18 protein-coding genes are annotated in these 16,270 nt (G+C 72.5%); 9 read left to right on the top strand and 9 right to left on the bottom strand.

What is annotated here, in order from left to right:
• Window positions 1-435: DUF3732 domain-containing protein (locus tag ACFVFS_RS08435; protein ID WP_380621531.1), on the top strand; the 435-nt coding region annotated here is incomplete at its 5' end.
• A 326-nt stretch (window positions 436-761) separates the two neighbouring features.
• On the opposite strand, the gene ACFVFS_RS08440 is transcribed toward ACFVFS_RS08435, so the two are convergent.
• From ACFVFS_RS08440 to asnB, 4 genes are all read right to left on the bottom strand, one after another.
• The gene (locus ACFVFS_RS08440) at window positions 762-893 is read right to left on the bottom strand and encodes a hypothetical protein (RefSeq protein ID WP_380621533.1); all 132 of its coding nucleotides are present in this window, start codon (window positions 891-893) and stop codon (window positions 762-764) included.
• Window positions 894-1,016: 123 nt separating this feature from the next.
• Complete coding sequence (locus tag ACFVFS_RS08445; RefSeq protein ID WP_380621535.1) at window positions 1,017-2,336, bottom strand: UDP-glucose dehydrogenase family protein; 1,320 nt, start codon at window positions 2,334-2,336, stop codon at window positions 1,017-1,019.
• A 67-nt stretch (window positions 2,337-2,403) separates the two neighbouring features.
• A complete protein-coding gene (locus tag ACFVFS_RS08450; RefSeq protein ID WP_380621537.1) occupies window positions 2,404-2,847 on the bottom strand; it encodes an NUDIX domain-containing protein in 444 nt (147 codons plus the stop codon).
• Window positions 2,848-2,875: 28 nt separating this feature from the next.
• Entirely contained in the window at window positions 2,876-4,642 is a 1,767-nt protein-coding gene (gene asnB / locus ACFVFS_RS08455; protein WP_380621539.1) for an asparagine synthase (glutamine-hydrolyzing), read from the bottom strand.
• Between the two features lie 272 nt (window positions 4,643-4,914).
• On the opposite strand from asnB, the gene ACFVFS_RS08460 reads away from it, so the two are divergent.
• The 5 genes from ACFVFS_RS08460 to ACFVFS_RS08480 all read left to right on the top strand — a co-directional run bounded on the left by ACFVFS_RS08460 (window position 4,915) and on the right by ACFVFS_RS08480 (window position 8,275).
• Window positions 4,915-6,306 (top strand): sporulation protein, encoded by a 1,392-nt coding sequence (locus ACFVFS_RS08460; RefSeq protein ID WP_380621541.1) that lies wholly within the window; start codon window positions 4,915-4,917, stop codon window positions 6,304-6,306.
• Between the two features lie 141 nt (window positions 6,307-6,447).
• The gene (locus ACFVFS_RS08465) at window positions 6,448-7,101 is read left to right on the top strand and encodes a hypothetical protein (protein ID WP_380621802.1); all 654 of its coding nucleotides are present in this window, start codon (window positions 6,448-6,450) and stop codon (window positions 7,099-7,101) included.
• A gap of 102 nt (window positions 7,102-7,203) precedes the next feature.
• The gene (locus ACFVFS_RS08470) at window positions 7,204-7,515 is read left to right on the top strand and encodes a hypothetical protein (RefSeq protein WP_380621543.1); all 312 of its coding nucleotides are present in this window, start codon (window positions 7,204-7,206) and stop codon (window positions 7,513-7,515) included.
• A gap of 51 nt (window positions 7,516-7,566) precedes the next feature.
• Complete coding sequence (locus tag ACFVFS_RS08475; protein WP_380621545.1) at window positions 7,567-7,869, top strand: hypothetical protein; 303 nt, start codon at window positions 7,567-7,569, stop codon at window positions 7,867-7,869.
• Window positions 7,870-7,963: 94 nt separating this feature from the next.
• The gene (locus tag ACFVFS_RS08480) at window positions 7,964-8,275 is read left to right on the top strand and encodes an NUDIX domain-containing protein (RefSeq protein WP_380621547.1); all 312 of its coding nucleotides are present in this window, start codon (window positions 7,964-7,966) and stop codon (window positions 8,273-8,275) included.
• Between the two features lie 416 nt (window positions 8,276-8,691).
• On the opposite strand, the gene ACFVFS_RS08485 is transcribed toward ACFVFS_RS08480, so the two are convergent.
• The 3 genes from ACFVFS_RS08485 to ACFVFS_RS08495 are packed head-to-tail and all read right to left on the bottom strand — an operon-like array spanning window position 8,692 to window position 11,934.
• Window positions 8,692-9,840: a hypothetical protein gene (locus ACFVFS_RS08485; protein WP_380621548.1), complete on the bottom strand. Its 1,149-nt coding sequence runs from the start codon at window positions 9,838-9,840 to the stop codon at window positions 8,692-8,694.
• Between the two features lie 16 nt (window positions 9,841-9,856).
• A complete protein-coding gene (locus tag ACFVFS_RS08490) occupies window positions 9,857-11,569 on the bottom strand; it encodes a mobilization protein (RefSeq protein WP_380621550.1) in 1,713 nt (570 codons plus the stop codon).
• Entirely contained in the window at window positions 11,569-11,934 is a 366-nt protein-coding gene (locus ACFVFS_RS08495) for a hypothetical protein (RefSeq protein ID WP_380621552.1), read from the bottom strand. The genes ACFVFS_RS08490 and ACFVFS_RS08495 overlap by 1 nt, the downstream gene beginning before the upstream one ends.
• Before the next feature lie 106 nt (window positions 11,935-12,040).
• On the opposite strand from ACFVFS_RS08495, the gene ACFVFS_RS08500 reads away from it, so the two are divergent.
• Together ACFVFS_RS08500 and ACFVFS_RS08505 are read left to right on the top strand one after the other, a co-directional pair.
• A complete protein-coding gene (locus ACFVFS_RS08500) occupies window positions 12,041-12,376 on the top strand; it encodes a hypothetical protein (protein WP_380621554.1) in 336 nt (111 codons plus the stop codon).
• Window positions 12,377-12,879: 503 nt separating this feature from the next.
• Window positions 12,880-14,181 carry a VWA domain-containing protein gene (locus ACFVFS_RS08505; RefSeq protein WP_380621555.1) on the top strand — a complete coding sequence of 434 codons (1,302 nt, stop codon included), beginning with the start codon at window positions 12,880-12,882 and terminating at the stop codon, window positions 14,179-14,181.
• Here the strand turns inward: ACFVFS_RS08505 and ACFVFS_RS08510 are convergent.
• Both ACFVFS_RS08510 and ACFVFS_RS08515 read right to left on the bottom strand, forming a co-directional pair.
• Entirely contained in the window at window positions 14,147-14,944 is a 798-nt protein-coding gene (locus ACFVFS_RS08510) for an HAD family hydrolase (protein ID WP_380621557.1), read from the bottom strand. The two genes, ACFVFS_RS08505 and ACFVFS_RS08510, sit on opposite strands and share 35 nt — an antisense overlap.
• Before the next feature lie 88 nt (window positions 14,945-15,032).
• The gene (locus ACFVFS_RS08515) at window positions 15,033-15,416 is read right to left on the bottom strand and encodes a VOC family protein (RefSeq protein ID WP_380621559.1); all 384 of its coding nucleotides are present in this window, start codon (window positions 15,414-15,416) and stop codon (window positions 15,033-15,035) included.
• Between the two features lie 168 nt (window positions 15,417-15,584).
• Between ACFVFS_RS08515 and ACFVFS_RS08520 the strand changes: the two genes are divergently transcribed.
• Window positions 15,585-16,259 carry a DUF1345 domain-containing protein gene (locus ACFVFS_RS08520; protein ID WP_380621561.1) on the top strand — a complete coding sequence of 225 codons (675 nt, stop codon included), beginning with the start codon at window positions 15,585-15,587 and terminating at the stop codon, window positions 16,257-16,259.
• Window positions 16,260-16,270 lie beyond the last annotated feature (11 nt).

Raw genomic sequence — 16,270 nt, forward strand, 5'->3', positions numbered from 1 at the left:
TACTTACGGGGTGCTGGCACTGCTCGTGGTTCTCCTTACGCCTGGATCGTAACAAACCCAGACATCAGGGACTCCACGAAACCCGGAGCAGCTCAGTACCACGTGGCCACGCTCCTCAGTCTGCACGAGTGGTTCGCCGAGAACGACAACCCTGTGCCAGGCGTGCTCATTCTTGACCAGCCCTCGCAGGTGTACTTTCCGCCTGATCACGTTGGCGAAGAGGTGCTGGAGAGCGACGACCGGATCCTTCTTCTGAACATCTTCAAAGCCATTCACCGGACGCTCCGCAGGCTCGACGGGAAGCTGCAAGTCATCGTCATGGAGCACGCAGACCTCGAAGATCCAGCCTTCAGCGACCACGTCGTACACCGGTGGCGCCGGAGCGATGGACAAGCACTTGTACCCGCCGCATGGATTCCGCCCGAGGCCGACTGACGCGCGGTGCAGCAGGTGGCCAGCTCTCATCGACGTGCAACTGATCCGGCCGACAGGCGGGCAGGCGCTCTACAGGGCCACCTGGTCGGCGCCGCCTGGCAGCACCAGCAGCGGCCAGGCGGGTCGGGTGACCAGGTCGGCCAGCCGTTGGCGAACGGGCCCACGTGGTCCTGGACCAGGCCCAGCGCTCGTTCACGTGCCGAGCTGGATGCGGGACTCGGGCTGATCGGCGAGCTGGAGCAACGGGGAAGCGGAGCGATGTGGGTCGGGGCGCTGGAGCTGCTCCCCCTGTTGGCCGCGCGGCCCAGTTCTGGAGACCTGAACGATCAGTCCGCTGGCGGCGCTTCCCCGGGGCTGGCGAGGCAGTCGAAGAGGTGTTGCGCGGCTGCTTGGATCTGGTCGTCCGGGTAGTCCTCGGACATTCTGACCAGTGTCTCGACGAAGATCTCGGTCCTCATCGTGTGGGCCTCCTCCGAGGCGCCGAAGATCGAGCGGCGGAGACAGGCGCCGGGGGCCGCTCCCCTTCGGGGGGCGGCCCGCGGTGTTCGTCGGTGCAGTCGTGTCCGGTGCCGGCGCCGGTGTCAGGGGCGTCCGAGGGCGCGGTGGGTCCATCCGGCGGCCCGCCAGCGGGCGGGGTCGAGGGTGCCGCGGCCGTCGATGACGCGGGGGATGGCGACGCGGGTGGCGAGGTCGGCCGGGTCAATGCGGGTGAATTCGGGCCACTCGGTCAGGTGAAGCAGCAGCTCGGCGCCGTCGGCTGCCTCGATCGGGTGATCGGCGTAGTCGAGATGGGGGTGGGCCTTGCGGGCGTTGTCGAGGGCCTTGGGATCGAAGACGGTGACGGTGGCGCCGGCCTGGTGGAGGGCCTGGGCGACGGCGAGGGCGGGGGAGTCACGGATGTCGTCCGTGTCGGGCTTGAAGGCGGCGCCCCAGACGGTGATCCGCTTGCCCTTGATCACGCCGTCCAGCTGTTCGCGGGCAAGGTCGACCATGCGCTCGCGGCGGCGATTGTTGATCGTGTCGACCTCGCGCAGGAAGGTCAGGGCCTGGTCGGCGCCGAGCTCGCCGGCGCGGGCCATGAAGCCGCGGATGTCCTTGGGTAGGCAGCCGCCGCCAAAGCCGAGGCCGGGCCGCATGCCCCGGCGGCCGATCCGGGCGTCGTGGCCGAGCGCCTCGGCCAGCAGCTGGACGTCGGCGCCGGAGGTCTCGCAGACCTCAGCCATCGCGTTGATGAAGGAGATCTTGGTGGCGAGGTAGGCGTTCGCGGCGGACTTCACCAGCTCGGCGGTGGCCAGGTCGGTGACGATCACCGGCGTGCCGGACTCGATGATCTTGCCGTAGGCCTGGCGGATCACCGCCTCCGCGCGGGTGCCATCCCTGGTGAAGCCGAGGACGATCCGGTCGGGGTGGAGGGTGTCCTCGACCGCGTAGGACTCGCGCAGGAACTCGGGGTTCCAGCAGACCTCGACCTGGTCGCCGGCGGGGGCGAACTCGCGCAGGATGTCGATCACCTGCGGGGCGGTGCCGACCGGGACGGTGCACTTGCCGACGATCACGGCTGGGCCGGTCAGGCGGGGGGCGAGCTGGCGGGCGGCGGCGAAGAGGTGGGTGAGGTCGTAGGCCATCTCGCCGGGCTTCTGCGGGGTGCCGACGCCGATGAAGTGCAGGTCGGCGAAGGCGGCGGTCTCCGCGTAGGAGGTGGTGAACCGCAGCTGCCCGCTGGCGGTGTGCTTGGCCAGGAGCTCGTCCAGGCCGCGCTCGAAGAACGGGGCCCGGCCGGCGTTCAGGGCGGCGACCTTGTCGGGGTCGATGTCCATGCCGAGGACCTCGTGGCCGAGTTCGGCCATCGCGGCGGCGTGGGTCGCGCCGAGGTAGCCGCAGCCGATGACGGTGAGCTTCACGAACGTGTCCTTCCGAGAGGGGCGGGGCCGCCGGACCGGCGCCCGGCCCCCTCTCGAGGACGGGGCGTCAGGCGCCGGGCCGTGCGGCCAGATAGCGGTGGATGCCGTGGTGGATGAACGGTGGGATGGTCAGGACGGGCAGGTGCTCGGGCTCGAAGAACTGGAGCTTGACGCCCTCCGCGAGCGGCAGGGCCTGCTCGTCGCCGTCCCAGGTGCCGGCGAAGAAGGTGATGATCTGGCCGGAGCCGACGCTGTCCTTCGTCTCGAAGAGCTCGGCCAGGTCGTCGACGGCCAGGCCCGCCTCTTCGTCGAGTTCGCGGACGATCGCCGCGGCCGGGGCCTCGCCGGGGTCGCAGCCGCCGCCCAGCAGGCTCCAGTGATCCGGCCAGGCGATGCCTGCGATGTCGTCGCGCAGGTGCAGCAGGAGCTCGCCGCGCCGGTTGGTGATGATCGCGACGGCCCCGCGCGGTTCGGCGGCGGACGGCTCGTCGGGGAGAGTCTGGGAGTCCATTCCCTCACCGTAGTGAGCCGACGGCCCGTCATGCCGCCGTCTCCACCGGCTGGTCGTTGAACCAGGCCGCGGCCATGAGCGACTGCATCCGGGTCCGGTCGAACCGCCTGCTGGGCTTGAGGCCGCCGGCCAGCAGCGGCCGCAGCGAACGGGGGGCCTGGTCGAGAGCGGAGCTGATCTGAGCGGTCGCCCAACCCTCCAGCGGGCCGCTCAGCCAGCTCGGGACCGGGGAGGCGAAGCCGAGCTTGTCCCGGCTGCCCCAGACCTCCCTCGGCAGGCCGAGGGCCTTCGCCGCGTCCCGCAGGATCCGCTTCCCGGCCGCCGGCTCGCCGATCTTGTGCTCGACCGGCAGCCGGTAGCAGAAATCGACCAGGTCCCGGGCTAGGAACGGCGAGCGCCGCTCCAGCGCGTACGCGGAGGCCAGCTTGTCGCTGGTCATGACCAGCGGGCGCCAGGCCGTGGCCAGGTCCGCGAGCGTCAGCCCGCGGGCCAGGTCACCGCCCGCCCGGGCCAGGGCGTCGGCGACGACCTCGCGAAGGCGCCCGTCCGGATCCTGCCCGCGCAGGATGAGCCGGACGATCGCCTCGGCCGGCTCCAGCGGCTCGCCGGCCGGGTGCAGGAGCTTGGAGGCCAGCGGCCGGTAGGCCTCCATCCCGGCGCTCAGCACCGCCTCCGGCCCGAACAGGACGAGCGCGTGGCGGACGTAGCCCATCAAGAACTCGTCCGGCCCCAGCCCGCCGACCACGACCCGGATGCCCCGCTCGGCGACGGCCCGGTAGGCCATGTGCTCGGAGAACGTGGACGCGTTGCCCATTGGGTAGTCCAGCGCGTGCATGATCTCCGGCAGCGCGCGGGCGAAGTCCTGGGCGGTCGGCTCGATCACCACCAGTTCGGCGCCGATGTCCCGGGCGACGACGGCCGCGGTCGCGGACTCGTCCAGGCGGTCCTGGCCGGGGTAGCGGACCGTGACGCAGACCTGCGGGCGCATCAGGTAGGCCAGCACCGACGAGTCGAGCCCGCCCGACAGCAGCAGCGCGAAGTCGGAGCCGGGCACTCGCAGCGGGACGCGGTCGGCCAGCAGGGTGGAGAACCTGGCGAGCGCGGCGCGGTAGTCGCCCTGCCAGGGCTCCAGCCCCTCCAGGGCCCACCAGGTCTGCTGAGCCAGGGAGCCGGTGGCGACGTCGAAGGTCAGCAGGGTGGCCGGGGCGAGGAGCTGGATGCCCTGGAACGGGGTGTCGACGCCGGTCGGTGTCTCGATGCTGAGCATCTCGGGGCGGACGACCAGCGGGGCGGTGCCGTAGCTGGTCAGGGTGGTGACCTCGGAGGCGAACGCGAGGCGGCCGCCGTCCAGGCGCCAGTAGAGCGGCTTCTCGCCGAGCCGGTCCCGCGCAAGGAACAGCCGGCCCTCGCGCGGGTCGTAGACAGCCAGGGCGAACATGCCGTCCAGGGCACCCAGGCAGGCCGGCCCGAGCTTGGCCCAGGCCCGCAGGACCAGGTGGGCGTCGCTCTCGCCGGGCTCCAGCGGGATGCCCCAGGCCGCGGCGACCTGCCGGTAGTTGTAGATCTCGCCGTTGAAGGTCAGGACGACACCGCTGGCCGGGTCCTGGTAGGGGCCCGGCTGGGCGGAGGCGTCGACGATCAGCAGGGTGTTCATGGACAGCACCGCCCGGCCGTCGGCCGAGGTGAGGTGCCGGGTGCCGTCGGGGCCGCGGTGGTGCTGAGCGAGGCCCATCGCGGCCACTGTCGTCTGGTGGCGGGCGGCGTCAGCGCCGGCCAGTCCTGCGATTCCGCACATCTGGTTGTCACCCCCGAGCGTGAATCGGTGAAGGCCCCGCCGGAAGGTCTGTGGTCCGGTCCGGCGGAGGCCCGGGGCATCAGACAATCGCGTCCGGCCGGGCCGGGGGGAGGGCTCGCAGGGGGGCTCACAACTCGCGAAAGCGGTTCACTGCGAGCGGCGGAGGCAATACCCTCGGTGATCCGGCGTCAGGTGCCGGGTGTACGACTTTTCGTGCCCAGTCGCGTACGACTTCCGCGCAGAGCCGCGCGGGACCGATTGAGGGGGACGCTGTGGCGTCGACCACCCGCCGGGCCAAGCCGCCGAACGACGCGCTGGCCCGGATGATCGAAAAGTGTGAGGGAGCCAGCCACAAATCGCTGGCACTGCGGGTGAACCAGCTCGCCCACGAAGCCGGGCTGACCACCACATATACGCATACCTCGGTCGCGAACTGGTGCCGCCGGGGCATGGTCCCCGACTGGCCGGTGCCCAAGCTGTTGGCCCAGGCGATCGGCGAACGGCTCGGCCGGCCTGTGCAGTTGGCGGAGATCGGTATGGCGGATGCGGAGACACCGGACACTGCGGTGGGGTTGGATTTCCCGCGAGACCCCGCCGACGCTGTCCGCGTCGCCACTTCGTTCTGGAGCAGTGTGAACCGCCGCGACTTCCTCACCGGAACGGGCTTCGCCGTCTCCGCGTTCGCCACCCCGGTGACCCGCTGGCTGGTCACCCCCGCCGACGAGGACGTCGCCCGCCGCGGCCGCGGCCGGGTCGGCGCCGCCGACCTCGCCGAACTGCGGGAGGCCGCCGACGACGCCCGCCGGTGGGACTCGAAGTATGGCGGCGGGAACTGGAAGGCCAACTCCGTCACCGCCTGCCTGCAGGAACGCGCGGTGCCGCTGCTGAACGGCTCGTTCAGCGACTACGTGGGCCGCGAGCTGTTCTCGGTGACCGCCGAGCTGTCCCGCCTGGCCGGCTGGACCGCGTTCGACGTCGGACAGCACGACGCCGCCCAGCGGCACTTCATCCAGGCCCTCCGCCTCGCGCGGGCCGGCGGCGACGTCGAGCTCGGCTGCTATGTGCTCACCACGATGGCGATGCAGACCCTGCTGAGGGGCTTCGCCAGCGAGGCCATCGATATGACCCAGGGTGCCTTCCAGCGGGCCAAGGGCGAGGCCGCCCCCAGGGTGCTGGCCTTCACCAAGCTCATCGAGGCCCGGGCCCACGCCCGCGACAACAACGCCAAGGCCGCCTCGGCCGCGCTGGCCGCCTCCGAGAGCCTGCTCGGCCAGGCCCGCGACGGCGTCGGGGAACCGGCGTGGATCGACTTCTACCACCACGCCCGGCTCTCCGCGGACGCCGCCGAGATCTTCCGCGACCTGAAGAAACCGAAAGAAGCCCTCGCCTGGAACGCACAGGCCACGACGATGCAGTCGGGCGTGTTCACCCGCTCAGTCGGCATGCGTCTGGCCATCGTCGGGACCGCTCACCTCCAGGGCCGCGACCTCGACCAGGGCCTGCGGTTCGGTCACCAGGCCGTGGACATCCTCGCCCGAGTCCAATCCAGTCGAGCCCTGGACTACGTCCGCGAGTTCAACTCCGCCCTCACCCCCTGGCGCCGCGAGCCGCTGGTCGTCGACTTCCTCCACCGTGCCCGTAAAGAGCTCAGCATCGCGGCCTGAACGAGGGTGTTCGCACCGAATCCGGTTCGGACACCCTCGCGAGCGGGCGTGGTCACCGAAAGCGCAGCGAGTCTGTGGGATCCGGTTCGTGCTCATCGAAAGCGTCCAGCGCATCGGCAGACTGACCAGCGACGGCCGACCGTGTCCGCCCCGCTCCAGGAGTTCGTCCCCGCCCCGTTCCCGCTGCTGGTGCCGACCCTGCCGCCGGCCAACCCGCACGGCCTGCGCTGGCTCGCCGGCCTGCACCCGGACCCCGCCTCCTGCCTGGACGCCGGGGCGGGCGGACGTCTGGCCGGGATCCCGTACGGGCGGGTGTGGGCGCTGTGGGTGACCGCGACTATCGGCTACCGGCTGCTGCACGTGCTGGCCGAGCACGGGCCCGTCCTGCACACCTACTCCACCGGGACGGTGTCCTTCCTGACCCGCCCGGACCGGTGGGTGCAGGTGCCACCCGAGGTGGGCGAACTGCTCACCAAGGGGGTGCTGCCGTGTCCGGCACCGGGCCGTGCGTTGCCCGTGCGCAGGCCGGCGCCCTCCGTCGTGCGCAGGAGTCCCGGCGGGATGGAAGTCGCCGCGCGGGCCCGGGCCGCCGACATGGTGCCGTACTGGATGGTGGAGCCGGACGGCAGTGGTGGCCGGTGGGACGCGCCCGCGCTCCTGGCCGCCGTGTGCGACGAGTATGCCTTCCTGTGGGGTCTGCCCGACGACGAGCGGACCGACGCCGGGCCCGTGGCGGTCTCAGCCCCGGACGCGGATGCCTTCGCGCGGTTCCACACAGCCGCGCGAAGAGCCTGAGACTCCCCGGGGTGCTGTCGGCGGGGGCCGCCGGCACCCCGGGGTTCACCTTCCACCGCGCTCGGGGCGGGTGGAAGGGCCGCCCGCCTGGTGGATGCGGCCGTGCGGATCGCCGGCTGGGCCTGGGACAAGCACCGGTTGAAGGGCCTGTTCGGCCTGGACGCGCTGCTGACCGCCGACGGCGAGGTGTACCTCAACGAAATCAACTGCCGCAACCAGGGCACGACCGAGGTCTCCGCCGTCAACCAGCAGCTTCGCGGCCTGCCGCCGTTCTGGATCGCCCACCTGACCGCGATGCTCGACCACTCGGTCTCCTGGTTGCCGAACCCCGACGACTTCAACGCGGCCACCGTCGACCTCGCGGCCGGACCCGCGCCGGGGCCGTACTGCCTCACCGGCCAGATCGTCAACTAGGGACGCGCCCTCCGCCTCTTCCGGGGCCTGGCCGCCACCGACGGCGAACCCATGACCCTGCGGGAGGAACGCGGCTTCGGGCAGGCCAGTCTCTCCACCGTCCGCGGCCCGATCTGGCGGATCACCCCGCTGCCCTGGACCGACAGCCGCCTGCCGCTCGCCGTCACCGGCCGCAAGAACCCCCCGACCGAGCAGCCCACCGTCCTCATCGAGGAGATGGACCCCTGCCACCTCGCCCCCGTCATGCGCTCCACCGGCCATCACCTCCGCCAGTTCACCCTCACCGGCGTCGAGATCGAACACATCGCCCAAGCCGACGCGCGCTCCGCCCACGGCTTCCCCGGGGCAAGCTAGAACACCCCAACCCACCGACTCCTCCCAGCCGTTGAGTCGGGAGACCGCTGGAATTCCCCAGCACACCGCCATCCCCACCGAGGAGAACCAACCCATGAGCACCACCGAAGCGACGACGCCCACGCCGTTCAGCAGGATCAAGGTCCGCGTCACCGGCCTGGTCTTCTGCGGCAACGACGTCGCGCTGCTGCGACGGAACCGGGCCGACTCCGTGCACTACACCACCATCGGCGGAAACGTGCACGACGGCGAGGACTACCGCGAGGCCGTGCGCCGCGAACTCGACGAGGAACTCGGCCTCGGACGCGACCTGGCGTCCACCGAGCCGGAGCTGATCTGGATGGCGGACGCCAGGATCAGCCGGCCCGGCCCGGCCCGACCCCGCCGCCCCGCAAGTTCCACCTGATCTACCGACTCCACGTCACCCCCGAGATCCGCGCCCGCCTCGCCACCCAAGAGCTCGACGAACTCCCCGACGGCAGCCACGAGATCGGCACCATCGAGTGGCACGACTACCGCAAGGTCGACGACCTGCCGCTCTTCCCGCCGATCGGCAAGCAGATCGCCGAGCTCGACAACCCCACCGCACCGGTCCGCAGCTTCGAGCTGGAACCGATCACCGACGAGAACTACACCTGGATCTGACACCGGCCAGCCCGCAGGCCCTACGCCCACGACCCTCCGAAGGGCCCACGTTCCCGCCTCGCGGCAGGGGATCGGTGGCAGCGCCAGGCGACCACCCGCCGGTGCCGCTGGGCATCTCGACGATGCCGACGGCCCACGGCGTCTTGATACGCCCCTCGGCCAGTGCCCGCACGCGGTCTACCGGGTGCGGCTGCGCCGTGCTTCGGGAGTCGACAGCCGCCGGGCCGCGGGCACGGATGTCCGTGCGGCGCCGGCGAGGCTGCCCGAATCCCGGCCCTTGGGTGGGCCCGGGGTCGTGGAGGTGGCGCGGGCGGCTGTCGTGATCACTGCGGTTGGCGCGGCCTCGCCGGTGTCCGGCAGAGTGAGGGCGTTGGCGGTGGCGCGTACGAGCCGGGCCCCGATCTGTGAGGCCGGCGCCTGCTCCCAGGCCCGGTCGCGCATGAGGCGGGCAAGGCGGTCGGCGACGGGAATGCCGTCGCCCTCCATCCTGGCCATACGCAGGGCGAGCAGGGGCCACTGGCGGGAGGCCGCCAACAGCGCGGCTTCGTGTTGCCGGCCAAGCAGGGCGGCCTGGACCAGCCGCACAAAGCGCTGGTTCTCCGTCATCGAGACACCGAGCTGGGCGAGTGCGCGGGCCCGGTCGCTGAGGTCGAGGTCCTTCGGGACGTCGAGCCCGGCCGTCAGCGGACCGTAGGAGCGGGCCGCGTCCGGGCTCAGCGCCGTGCACGGCCGTTTCCCTGCCTCGACAGCGCCGACGACGGCCCGGTCGACGCCGACACCTTCCTCATGTGCGGCCAGCAGGATCTCGCGCACGTCGGCGCCGCGCTCGTCCAGATCCTTCATCGCGAGGGCGATCCGTGGCCAGGTGGGAGAGGAGAGGACGGCCTCGCGTACCGGCCCGGCAGGCATGGTCTCGCGCAGCAGTCGGGCCCACTCCCCGGTTCCGTCCTGGGCAATGTGCGGGGTGCTCGCCCGGATGGCATCGCGGACCGCGACGGCGACCTCGCCGACCCGGGGAAGGAAGTCCTGGAGATCGACACCGGCCAGGCGCAGCGCGACGAGCTGCTGGGCCAGCTCCGGCGAGTCGGCTCCGGCCATCAGAGCGGTGGCGATATCGGCCGGGACGAGGGCCTTGAGGTCGCCGGCCGCTTCGGCGGTGGCCTGGTCGGCAGGCGGGTAGGGCCGCTCCGATCCGGTCTTCCTCTGGGCTGCGCGCCGCACGGCGTCGGCGATGGCGAGGATGAGGCGCACCGCCATCGCGGAGGTCTGCACCGCCTCGGCGGTGGCCTCGGTGAAGGGTTCGCCTTGCTGGGGCAGTGCGTCCATATGATTCTCCTTCGTTTCAGCGGGTCCGCTTGGGGCCGTCAGCGCCCACGGCGCGCCGAGGGAGAGTTCCGGTTGCGGGCTCCAGCCGGGGCGTCGCGCGGGCGGGGTCCATGCCGGTCGCCCCTCGTCCTGATGGCGAGGCCTGTCGGGTGGCTGCCCGCATCCAGCCGTCGAGTCGCCAACAGAGGACTTCGGCGACCGAGTGTGCGGAGGTGAGCTCGCGGCTGCTCGCCACCCGGGTCAGCATCTGTGCCGGGTCGTGGCCGCGCTGCTGGAGGGAGACCAGGCGTCGGCGAAGCGCAGGCCACGCCGGGTCGGTCAGCAGGTCGCGGGCGTGTCGGGGCAAAGCCTGTTGGACCGTTGCGGCCATGGTCCGGCTCCCGAGGGACCGCTTCTGTGCGTTGTCCGACCCGCCCCCGGACCGGTGGGCGAGGGCGCCCGTACAGATCTCGACGGCCTGCCGCGCTCCGAGTTCGGCACGTGCGGCCGCTTCGGCCTGCGCCGAATGCCCGTGGCCGGCATGCCAGCGCTGCGCGGCGTCGACGGCCAGGACCAGGGCGGTGAGGAGCGAGAGAAAGGCCGCGGTGTCGTTACGGCCGGCCAGAGCGCCGGCGTCGGCGAGTGCCTGTGAAGCGGCCCGGAAGCAACGCCGCGCCTCGCCGCCGGGGTCACGGCCCCCTGGCGCTCGTGCAGCCCGCTCGAACTCATCGGCGGCTCGGCGGACCTCCTCACACACGACGGCGGGTGCTGCCCCCGCGGTGGCCGCCAGTAGATCGCCGAGCGCGCCGACATCGCCGGCACCCGCTCGGGGCCCCGCGGCACGGAGCGCCTCGGTTGCGTCCCGGATCATGACCTCGGCTGCCCGCAGGGCGGCGTCTGCGGCGGGCGGCGGGGACGGTGCGCCGTGCCACCGTTCGCGGATCCTGGGCAGGGACAGGTCGACGGCCAGGGCTGACCCGCCGTACCACACAGGGCGGTCCTGGGCGTTGCGGTCGCCGGGAAGCGCGACGGCGTAGCCCGTCACCACCCCGCCGAGATCTGTCCGCTGCTGCACCCGCACCCCGGCGCTCTCCAGACGCTCGAAGAACACCTCCTGGGACCCGGCGGCGGATGCCGTCTGCCGCACGATTCGCTGCAGCGTGCGTCGAACCGGCTCCGCGCGTTCCAGCCGACGAGCCTTCGCCAGTTCCCCGGCGGTGGCCCACCGACGCGCGGTCCGGTCGCCGGAGACCAGCCGGGTCAGCCCGAAGCGCACCTCGAAGTGCCGTGCGCACTGCTGCATGCGCACAAAATCCTGCCGCAGACGAGGGAGACGGCCGTCCTCGCGGACGGCGGTCGCCGCGATGTGGATGTGATCGGCTGCGTGGCGCACCGCCACCCACCGGCATGCCCGCCGGTCCCCGAGCGGGGCGATACCTGCGGTGTGCATCATCTCCCGAGCGACCTCGGCCCACTCGGCGTCGGACAGCACGCGGTCGCAGGGGGCGTTGCGTACGGCCACGTGGTAGACGTGGCGTGAAGGGGCGCCACCGTCCAGCGCTGCGACCGGGGCGTCGAGGAGCAGCGCCAGGTCCCCCGTGGTCCAGCCGGCTGAGGCCGCGCAGTGGACGACGCCGGGCGCCCACGCCGCCACCAGGTGGGCGTCCTCGTGCTCGTCGTGGCGCCCGGGCCCGAAGAGATAGGCGAGTAGGCCGACGGTGTCGTCACCGTACCGGGCGCGCTTGGGCATCACGACCGATCGGCCCGCTCGCGCATCAACTGCAAGGTCGCAGTGTCCACCCGCGCCACTGCGTCGGCGATCAGCGCGGCTACACCGCCTGCCGACCCTTCGTCCCACTGCACAGCCACGCGGGCCAGCTCGGCGCGTGCCGTGATCAGCTCCCTCAACGCATTCCGGGAGCCCGTACCGGGGACGAGTTGTTCGCGGGCCACCATGACGGCCACCTGTGACGCCCACGCGCCGGTTGCCATACCGTCCCGCGCCGCAGCCGTTTGCACGATCTCCAGCTCCGCGTCGCTGAAGGCGAGGTTGACCCGCCGGGCGCGCGGAGTCGTCCGGCTCCGCCCCCGGCGGCTGAGCTGCTCCGGCGGCATGGCCCTCCTGGTCGTGCTGCATTTGGTCGGCTGAGCGGGCCGGGAAGGCGGCCGCGGACGTGCCGCGACGATGACTCTATGTTGCACAGGGATAGCATCCCGTCACATGACCTCGCCACACGACACCTTCATGCGGAAGGTCCACGAGAATCTGGGCGCCCGCACCGCCGCCGTCGAACCGCTTGCCGCCGTCCTGGCCGAACGGCAGCGCCTCGTCGCGCTCCTCTCGGCCACCGACGAGCCGTACAGCAAGGCCTACGGCCAAGCCGTCGACGGAGGCTGGAGCCCGGACGAGCTGGCCAAGCTCGGGGCCGTCGAGCCCGCGCGCCGTCCGCGAGGCCGACCTCGTTCTGCGGCATCGAGGCGACCCGCCGGAGCGCTGCCGGGACAGGCGGCTCCAGCGGGCGGTCCAGCGGCTTCCGGCAACCAGCTCTCGGAGTGATGCTGCTCCGCGCCTTGCCGTTGGGAATCTGTACGTTCCACGGTGGCTGCGGCCCGTGCCAGGCTTCGCAGCCGCGGTGGTTGTCGGGGCATGCATGCCGCTCCCGGCGGTCGTCGTCTCCGGAGGGGCGGCCGCCAGGGCCGACGGGCGCCCGCTCCGTCAAACCGCGCTGGTCGACGGGCCGGATGATGCCTGTGGTGCGACCGCCTTCTCCGGGCCCGCTGCGCCCTTGTTCTCCGCCTTGGCCCGCCTGCTGTCGCGGGCGTGGAGCGGGAAGTCCTGGAGGGGGTCCACCAGTGAATGGGTGTAGCAAGTTAGTGCGAAATGTAACGTTGTGTCGAAAAATGCCTACCCGGGGTCGAGCGCTTTTCTGTCCGGGCCGCACCGTGGGCGCGGCATGGTCGGCCGCAGGCTGAACCCCCTGTCGGCGTGGTCGAACGACGGTACCGGTCCGGGATCGCCCCGGGCGGTCGGGCGGCGGGAGGCTCGGCCAGACTGGGGGGATGAGTGAGCGATCTTTGAGTGCGGGTGCGAATGTTCCGGTCGGGGTGGGCGGGGTGTGGGTGGAGGTCGGCTGGCCGGGTGGGGGAGGGGGGCCGGATGTGGATGCGTCGGCGGTGTTGGTGGGGGCGAACGGGCGGGTTCGGGGGGACGGGGACTTCGTGTTCTACAACCAGCCGCGGCATACGTCGGGGGCCGTGGTGCACCGGGGGAGGACGAGTGGGGCGGCGGGGGCGGTGGTGGAGCGGATCGAGGTGGACCTGGCGGGGGTGGAGCCGGGGGTGGAGAAGGTCGTGCTGGTGGCGTCGGTGGACGGTGGGGTGTTCGGGCAGGTGCGGGGGCTGGGGTTGAGGGTGGTCGATGCCGCGACGGGGGGTGAGCTGGCGCGGTTCGAGCCGGCGGCCGGGGAGGAGACCGTGCTCATCGGCGGGGAGCTGTACCGACGGGGCGGGCAGTGGCGGTTCCGGGCGGTCGGGCAGGGGTACGCCTCGGGGCTGGCCGGGTTGGCCACCGATTTCGGGGTCGTCGTGGAGGAGCCGGGCGATGGGGAGGAGACCAAGCTGCCGGCCGAGATGCGGGAGCGGTTGTCGCTGCGCAAGCGGCAGGTGGCGGTGAGTCTGGAGAAGCACGGGGCGGCGGGGCTCGTCGCGCGGGTGGTCCTGGTGCTGGACGCGTCGGGGTCGATGACGGCGCTGTACGCCCGGGGTGCGGTGGCCGACGTGGTGGAGCGGATGGTCGCGGTGGCGGCGCAGCTCGACGACGACGGGGCCATGCAGGCGTGGACGTTCGCGTCGAATCCGGCGCGGCTGCCGGATCTGCGGGTGGGGGAGCTGCCCGGGTGGTTGCGGCACGTCAAGGTCGGGCAGCTGGGCGGGCTGTTCGGCCGTCGGACGCGGCGGGCGGCGCTGCCCGACGGGGAGGTGGACATGAAGGCGGTCGGGGTCGGCAACGAGGAGCAGAAGGTCATCGCCGAGGTCCGGGCGTTCGTGCGGGCGCATCCGGCCGCGGTGCCGACGCTGGTGCTGTTCTTCTCCGACGGTGGCGTCTACCGCAACGCGGACATCGAGCGGGAGCTGCGGGAGGCCGTGGAGGAGCCGGTCTTCTGGCAGTTCGTCGGGTTGGGGCGAGCGGACTACGGGGTGCTGCAGCGGTTCGACGAGCTGCCGGGGCGGCGGGTGGACAACGTGGGGTTCTTCGCGGTCGACGACATCGGCACGCTTCCCGATCAGGAGCTGTACGACCGGCTGCTGTCGCAGTTCCCGCGCTGGGTCACGGCTGCCCGGCGGGCGGGCATTCTGCGGTAGCGGTGAGGGGCGGGACGGGCGAGTCGGTGAGGGGCGGGACGGCTGTGGGGGCGAGCCAGCCGAGGGCCTCCAGCGCCGTCTGGATGCCGGCCGCGCCGGGTGCGTCGGGCCGGTGCACGCCGGTGTCCCCGGCGAGGGCGGTGAGCAGCGCGGGTTCGGCGCCGCCGACCACCACCGCGTGGGTGCCGAGCCGGTAGAGCGAGAGGTCGTTGAGGGAGTCGCCGGCGACCAGGACGTCCTCCGGTCGCCAGCCGAGCTTACCGGCCAGCGCGCGGACGGCGTTGCCCTTGGAGGCCTCCGGCGGCAGGACGTCGAAGAAGCGGCCGCCGGAGTACACCCAGGCGCAGCCGAGCGCCTCGACGGCGGCGGTGAGCTCCCCGGTGAGGTGGTGCGGCGCCAGGCGGTAGGAGCAGCGGCCGTCCTGGACGACGTCCTGCTGGTAGACGAGGGCCGGGAAGCGGAGCAGTGCGGCGCGCACCTGGCCCGCTCCCGGCCAGCCGGTGCGCAGCTGCTCCTGGAGGGAGTCCACGGGGGTGAAGTCGGTGCCGTCGACGACGGTGGCGCCGACGTCGGCGATGATCCACCGCGGTCGCGGGACGAGCGGGTCGGCCAGGACCTCGCGGACGGAGGCGAGGCTCCGGCCGGTGGCGAAGACCGGTACCAGCTCGGGGTGGCGGACCAGGGCGTCCCGTAGCCGTCGCCGCTGGCCGGGGCTTCCGCCGAGCAGGGTGCCGTCCAGATCGGTGACCAGAATCCTCGACATCGGGGAGGACGGTAGCACGCTCACGGGCCGTGGTGAAGTGTTCACCTCAGGTGCGGGGCGGGTCGCCTGACGCCGGGGCGGCGGACGGTCAGGACGGAGCGGCGGCCCGGTCGGACGCGCTGCGCAGGACGCAGAACTCGTTGCCCTCGGGGTCGGCGAGCACCGCCCAGCCGGTGCCGTCGGGGTTGCGGCGGTCGGCGACGAGGGTGGCGCCGAGGCCCAGCAGCCGCTCCACCTCCGGATCGCGCGCGCCGTCCGGGCGCAGGCAGAGGTGGAGCCGGTTCTTGACCGTCTTGGGTTCGGGCACCTGGTTGAAGTACAGGACCGGGCCCTCCGCGAGCAGCACCTGCACCTCGGGGTCGCCCGGCCGGTCCTCCGGATGCAGCGGACGGCCGGTCACCTGGCTCCAGAACCGGGCCAGCTGATAGGCGTCCGCACAGTCGATCGCCACGTTCTGCACTACCGAGACCATGGGCCGAGCCTTCCCGAAATCCGCCCCGAACGCCAGCCGGTCGCCCGCCGCCCGGGCCGCCTGCCGGGCCGCCTCCCGGGCCGCCGGGGCCCGGCGCTCTACACTGGCGCCCCGCCGGACCGTCCGGAACAGCGGCCCCCGCCCGTCCCCCCGCAGAGGAGCCCGTCGGTGCACTCCTGGCTCTCCGAACGCCGCCGGGCGGCCCTGAGCACGGCGGTCGCGGTCGGCACGGCGGTGCTGCTCGCCCTCGTCCTCGCGCTCGTCGAGGGCCCGTCGCCGGTCTCCGGGGCGGACGTGGCCGTCCTGCTGCTGTTCGTCTACCTCGCGGTCTACCTCGCCGTCACCCTGGTGGCCTTCTCGACCGCCCCGCCCGAGCGGATCCGCGACTGGGCCCGGCGCGCCGAGCGCGGCACCGTGCTCCAGCGCTACGTCCTCGGCAGCGCCCCCGGGCCGGGGGTGTCGCTCTTCGTTGCGGCCGCCGCCATGGTGGTGTCGCTGGTCTGGCGCCCCGGCCACTTCGGCTCCGCCCTGCCCGAGGCCGTCCGGGTGATGATCGCGCTGGCCCTGGTCGCCGATGCCTGGATCTGCGTGCTGGTCTCCTTCGCGGTCGCCTTCCACGCCGACAACCTGGTGGAGGACGAGCAGGCCCTGGCGTTCTCCGGGCCCGACCCCGCGCTCTGGGGCGACTACCTGTACTTCGCCGTGGCGGTCATGACGACCTTCGGCACCACCGACGTCGAGGTGCGGTCGCGGGAGATGCGGCGGACGGTGGCGGTCAACTCCGTCATCGCCTTCGGCTTCAACACGGTGACGGTGGCCAGCCTGGTGTCCGCCCTCACGTAGCGGTCCGTCGC

It is taken from the genome of Kitasatospora sp. NPDC057692 (genome assembly GCF_042799475.1).
Classification (GTDB): Bacteria; Actinomycetota; Actinomycetes; order Streptomycetales; family Streptomycetaceae; genus Kitasatospora.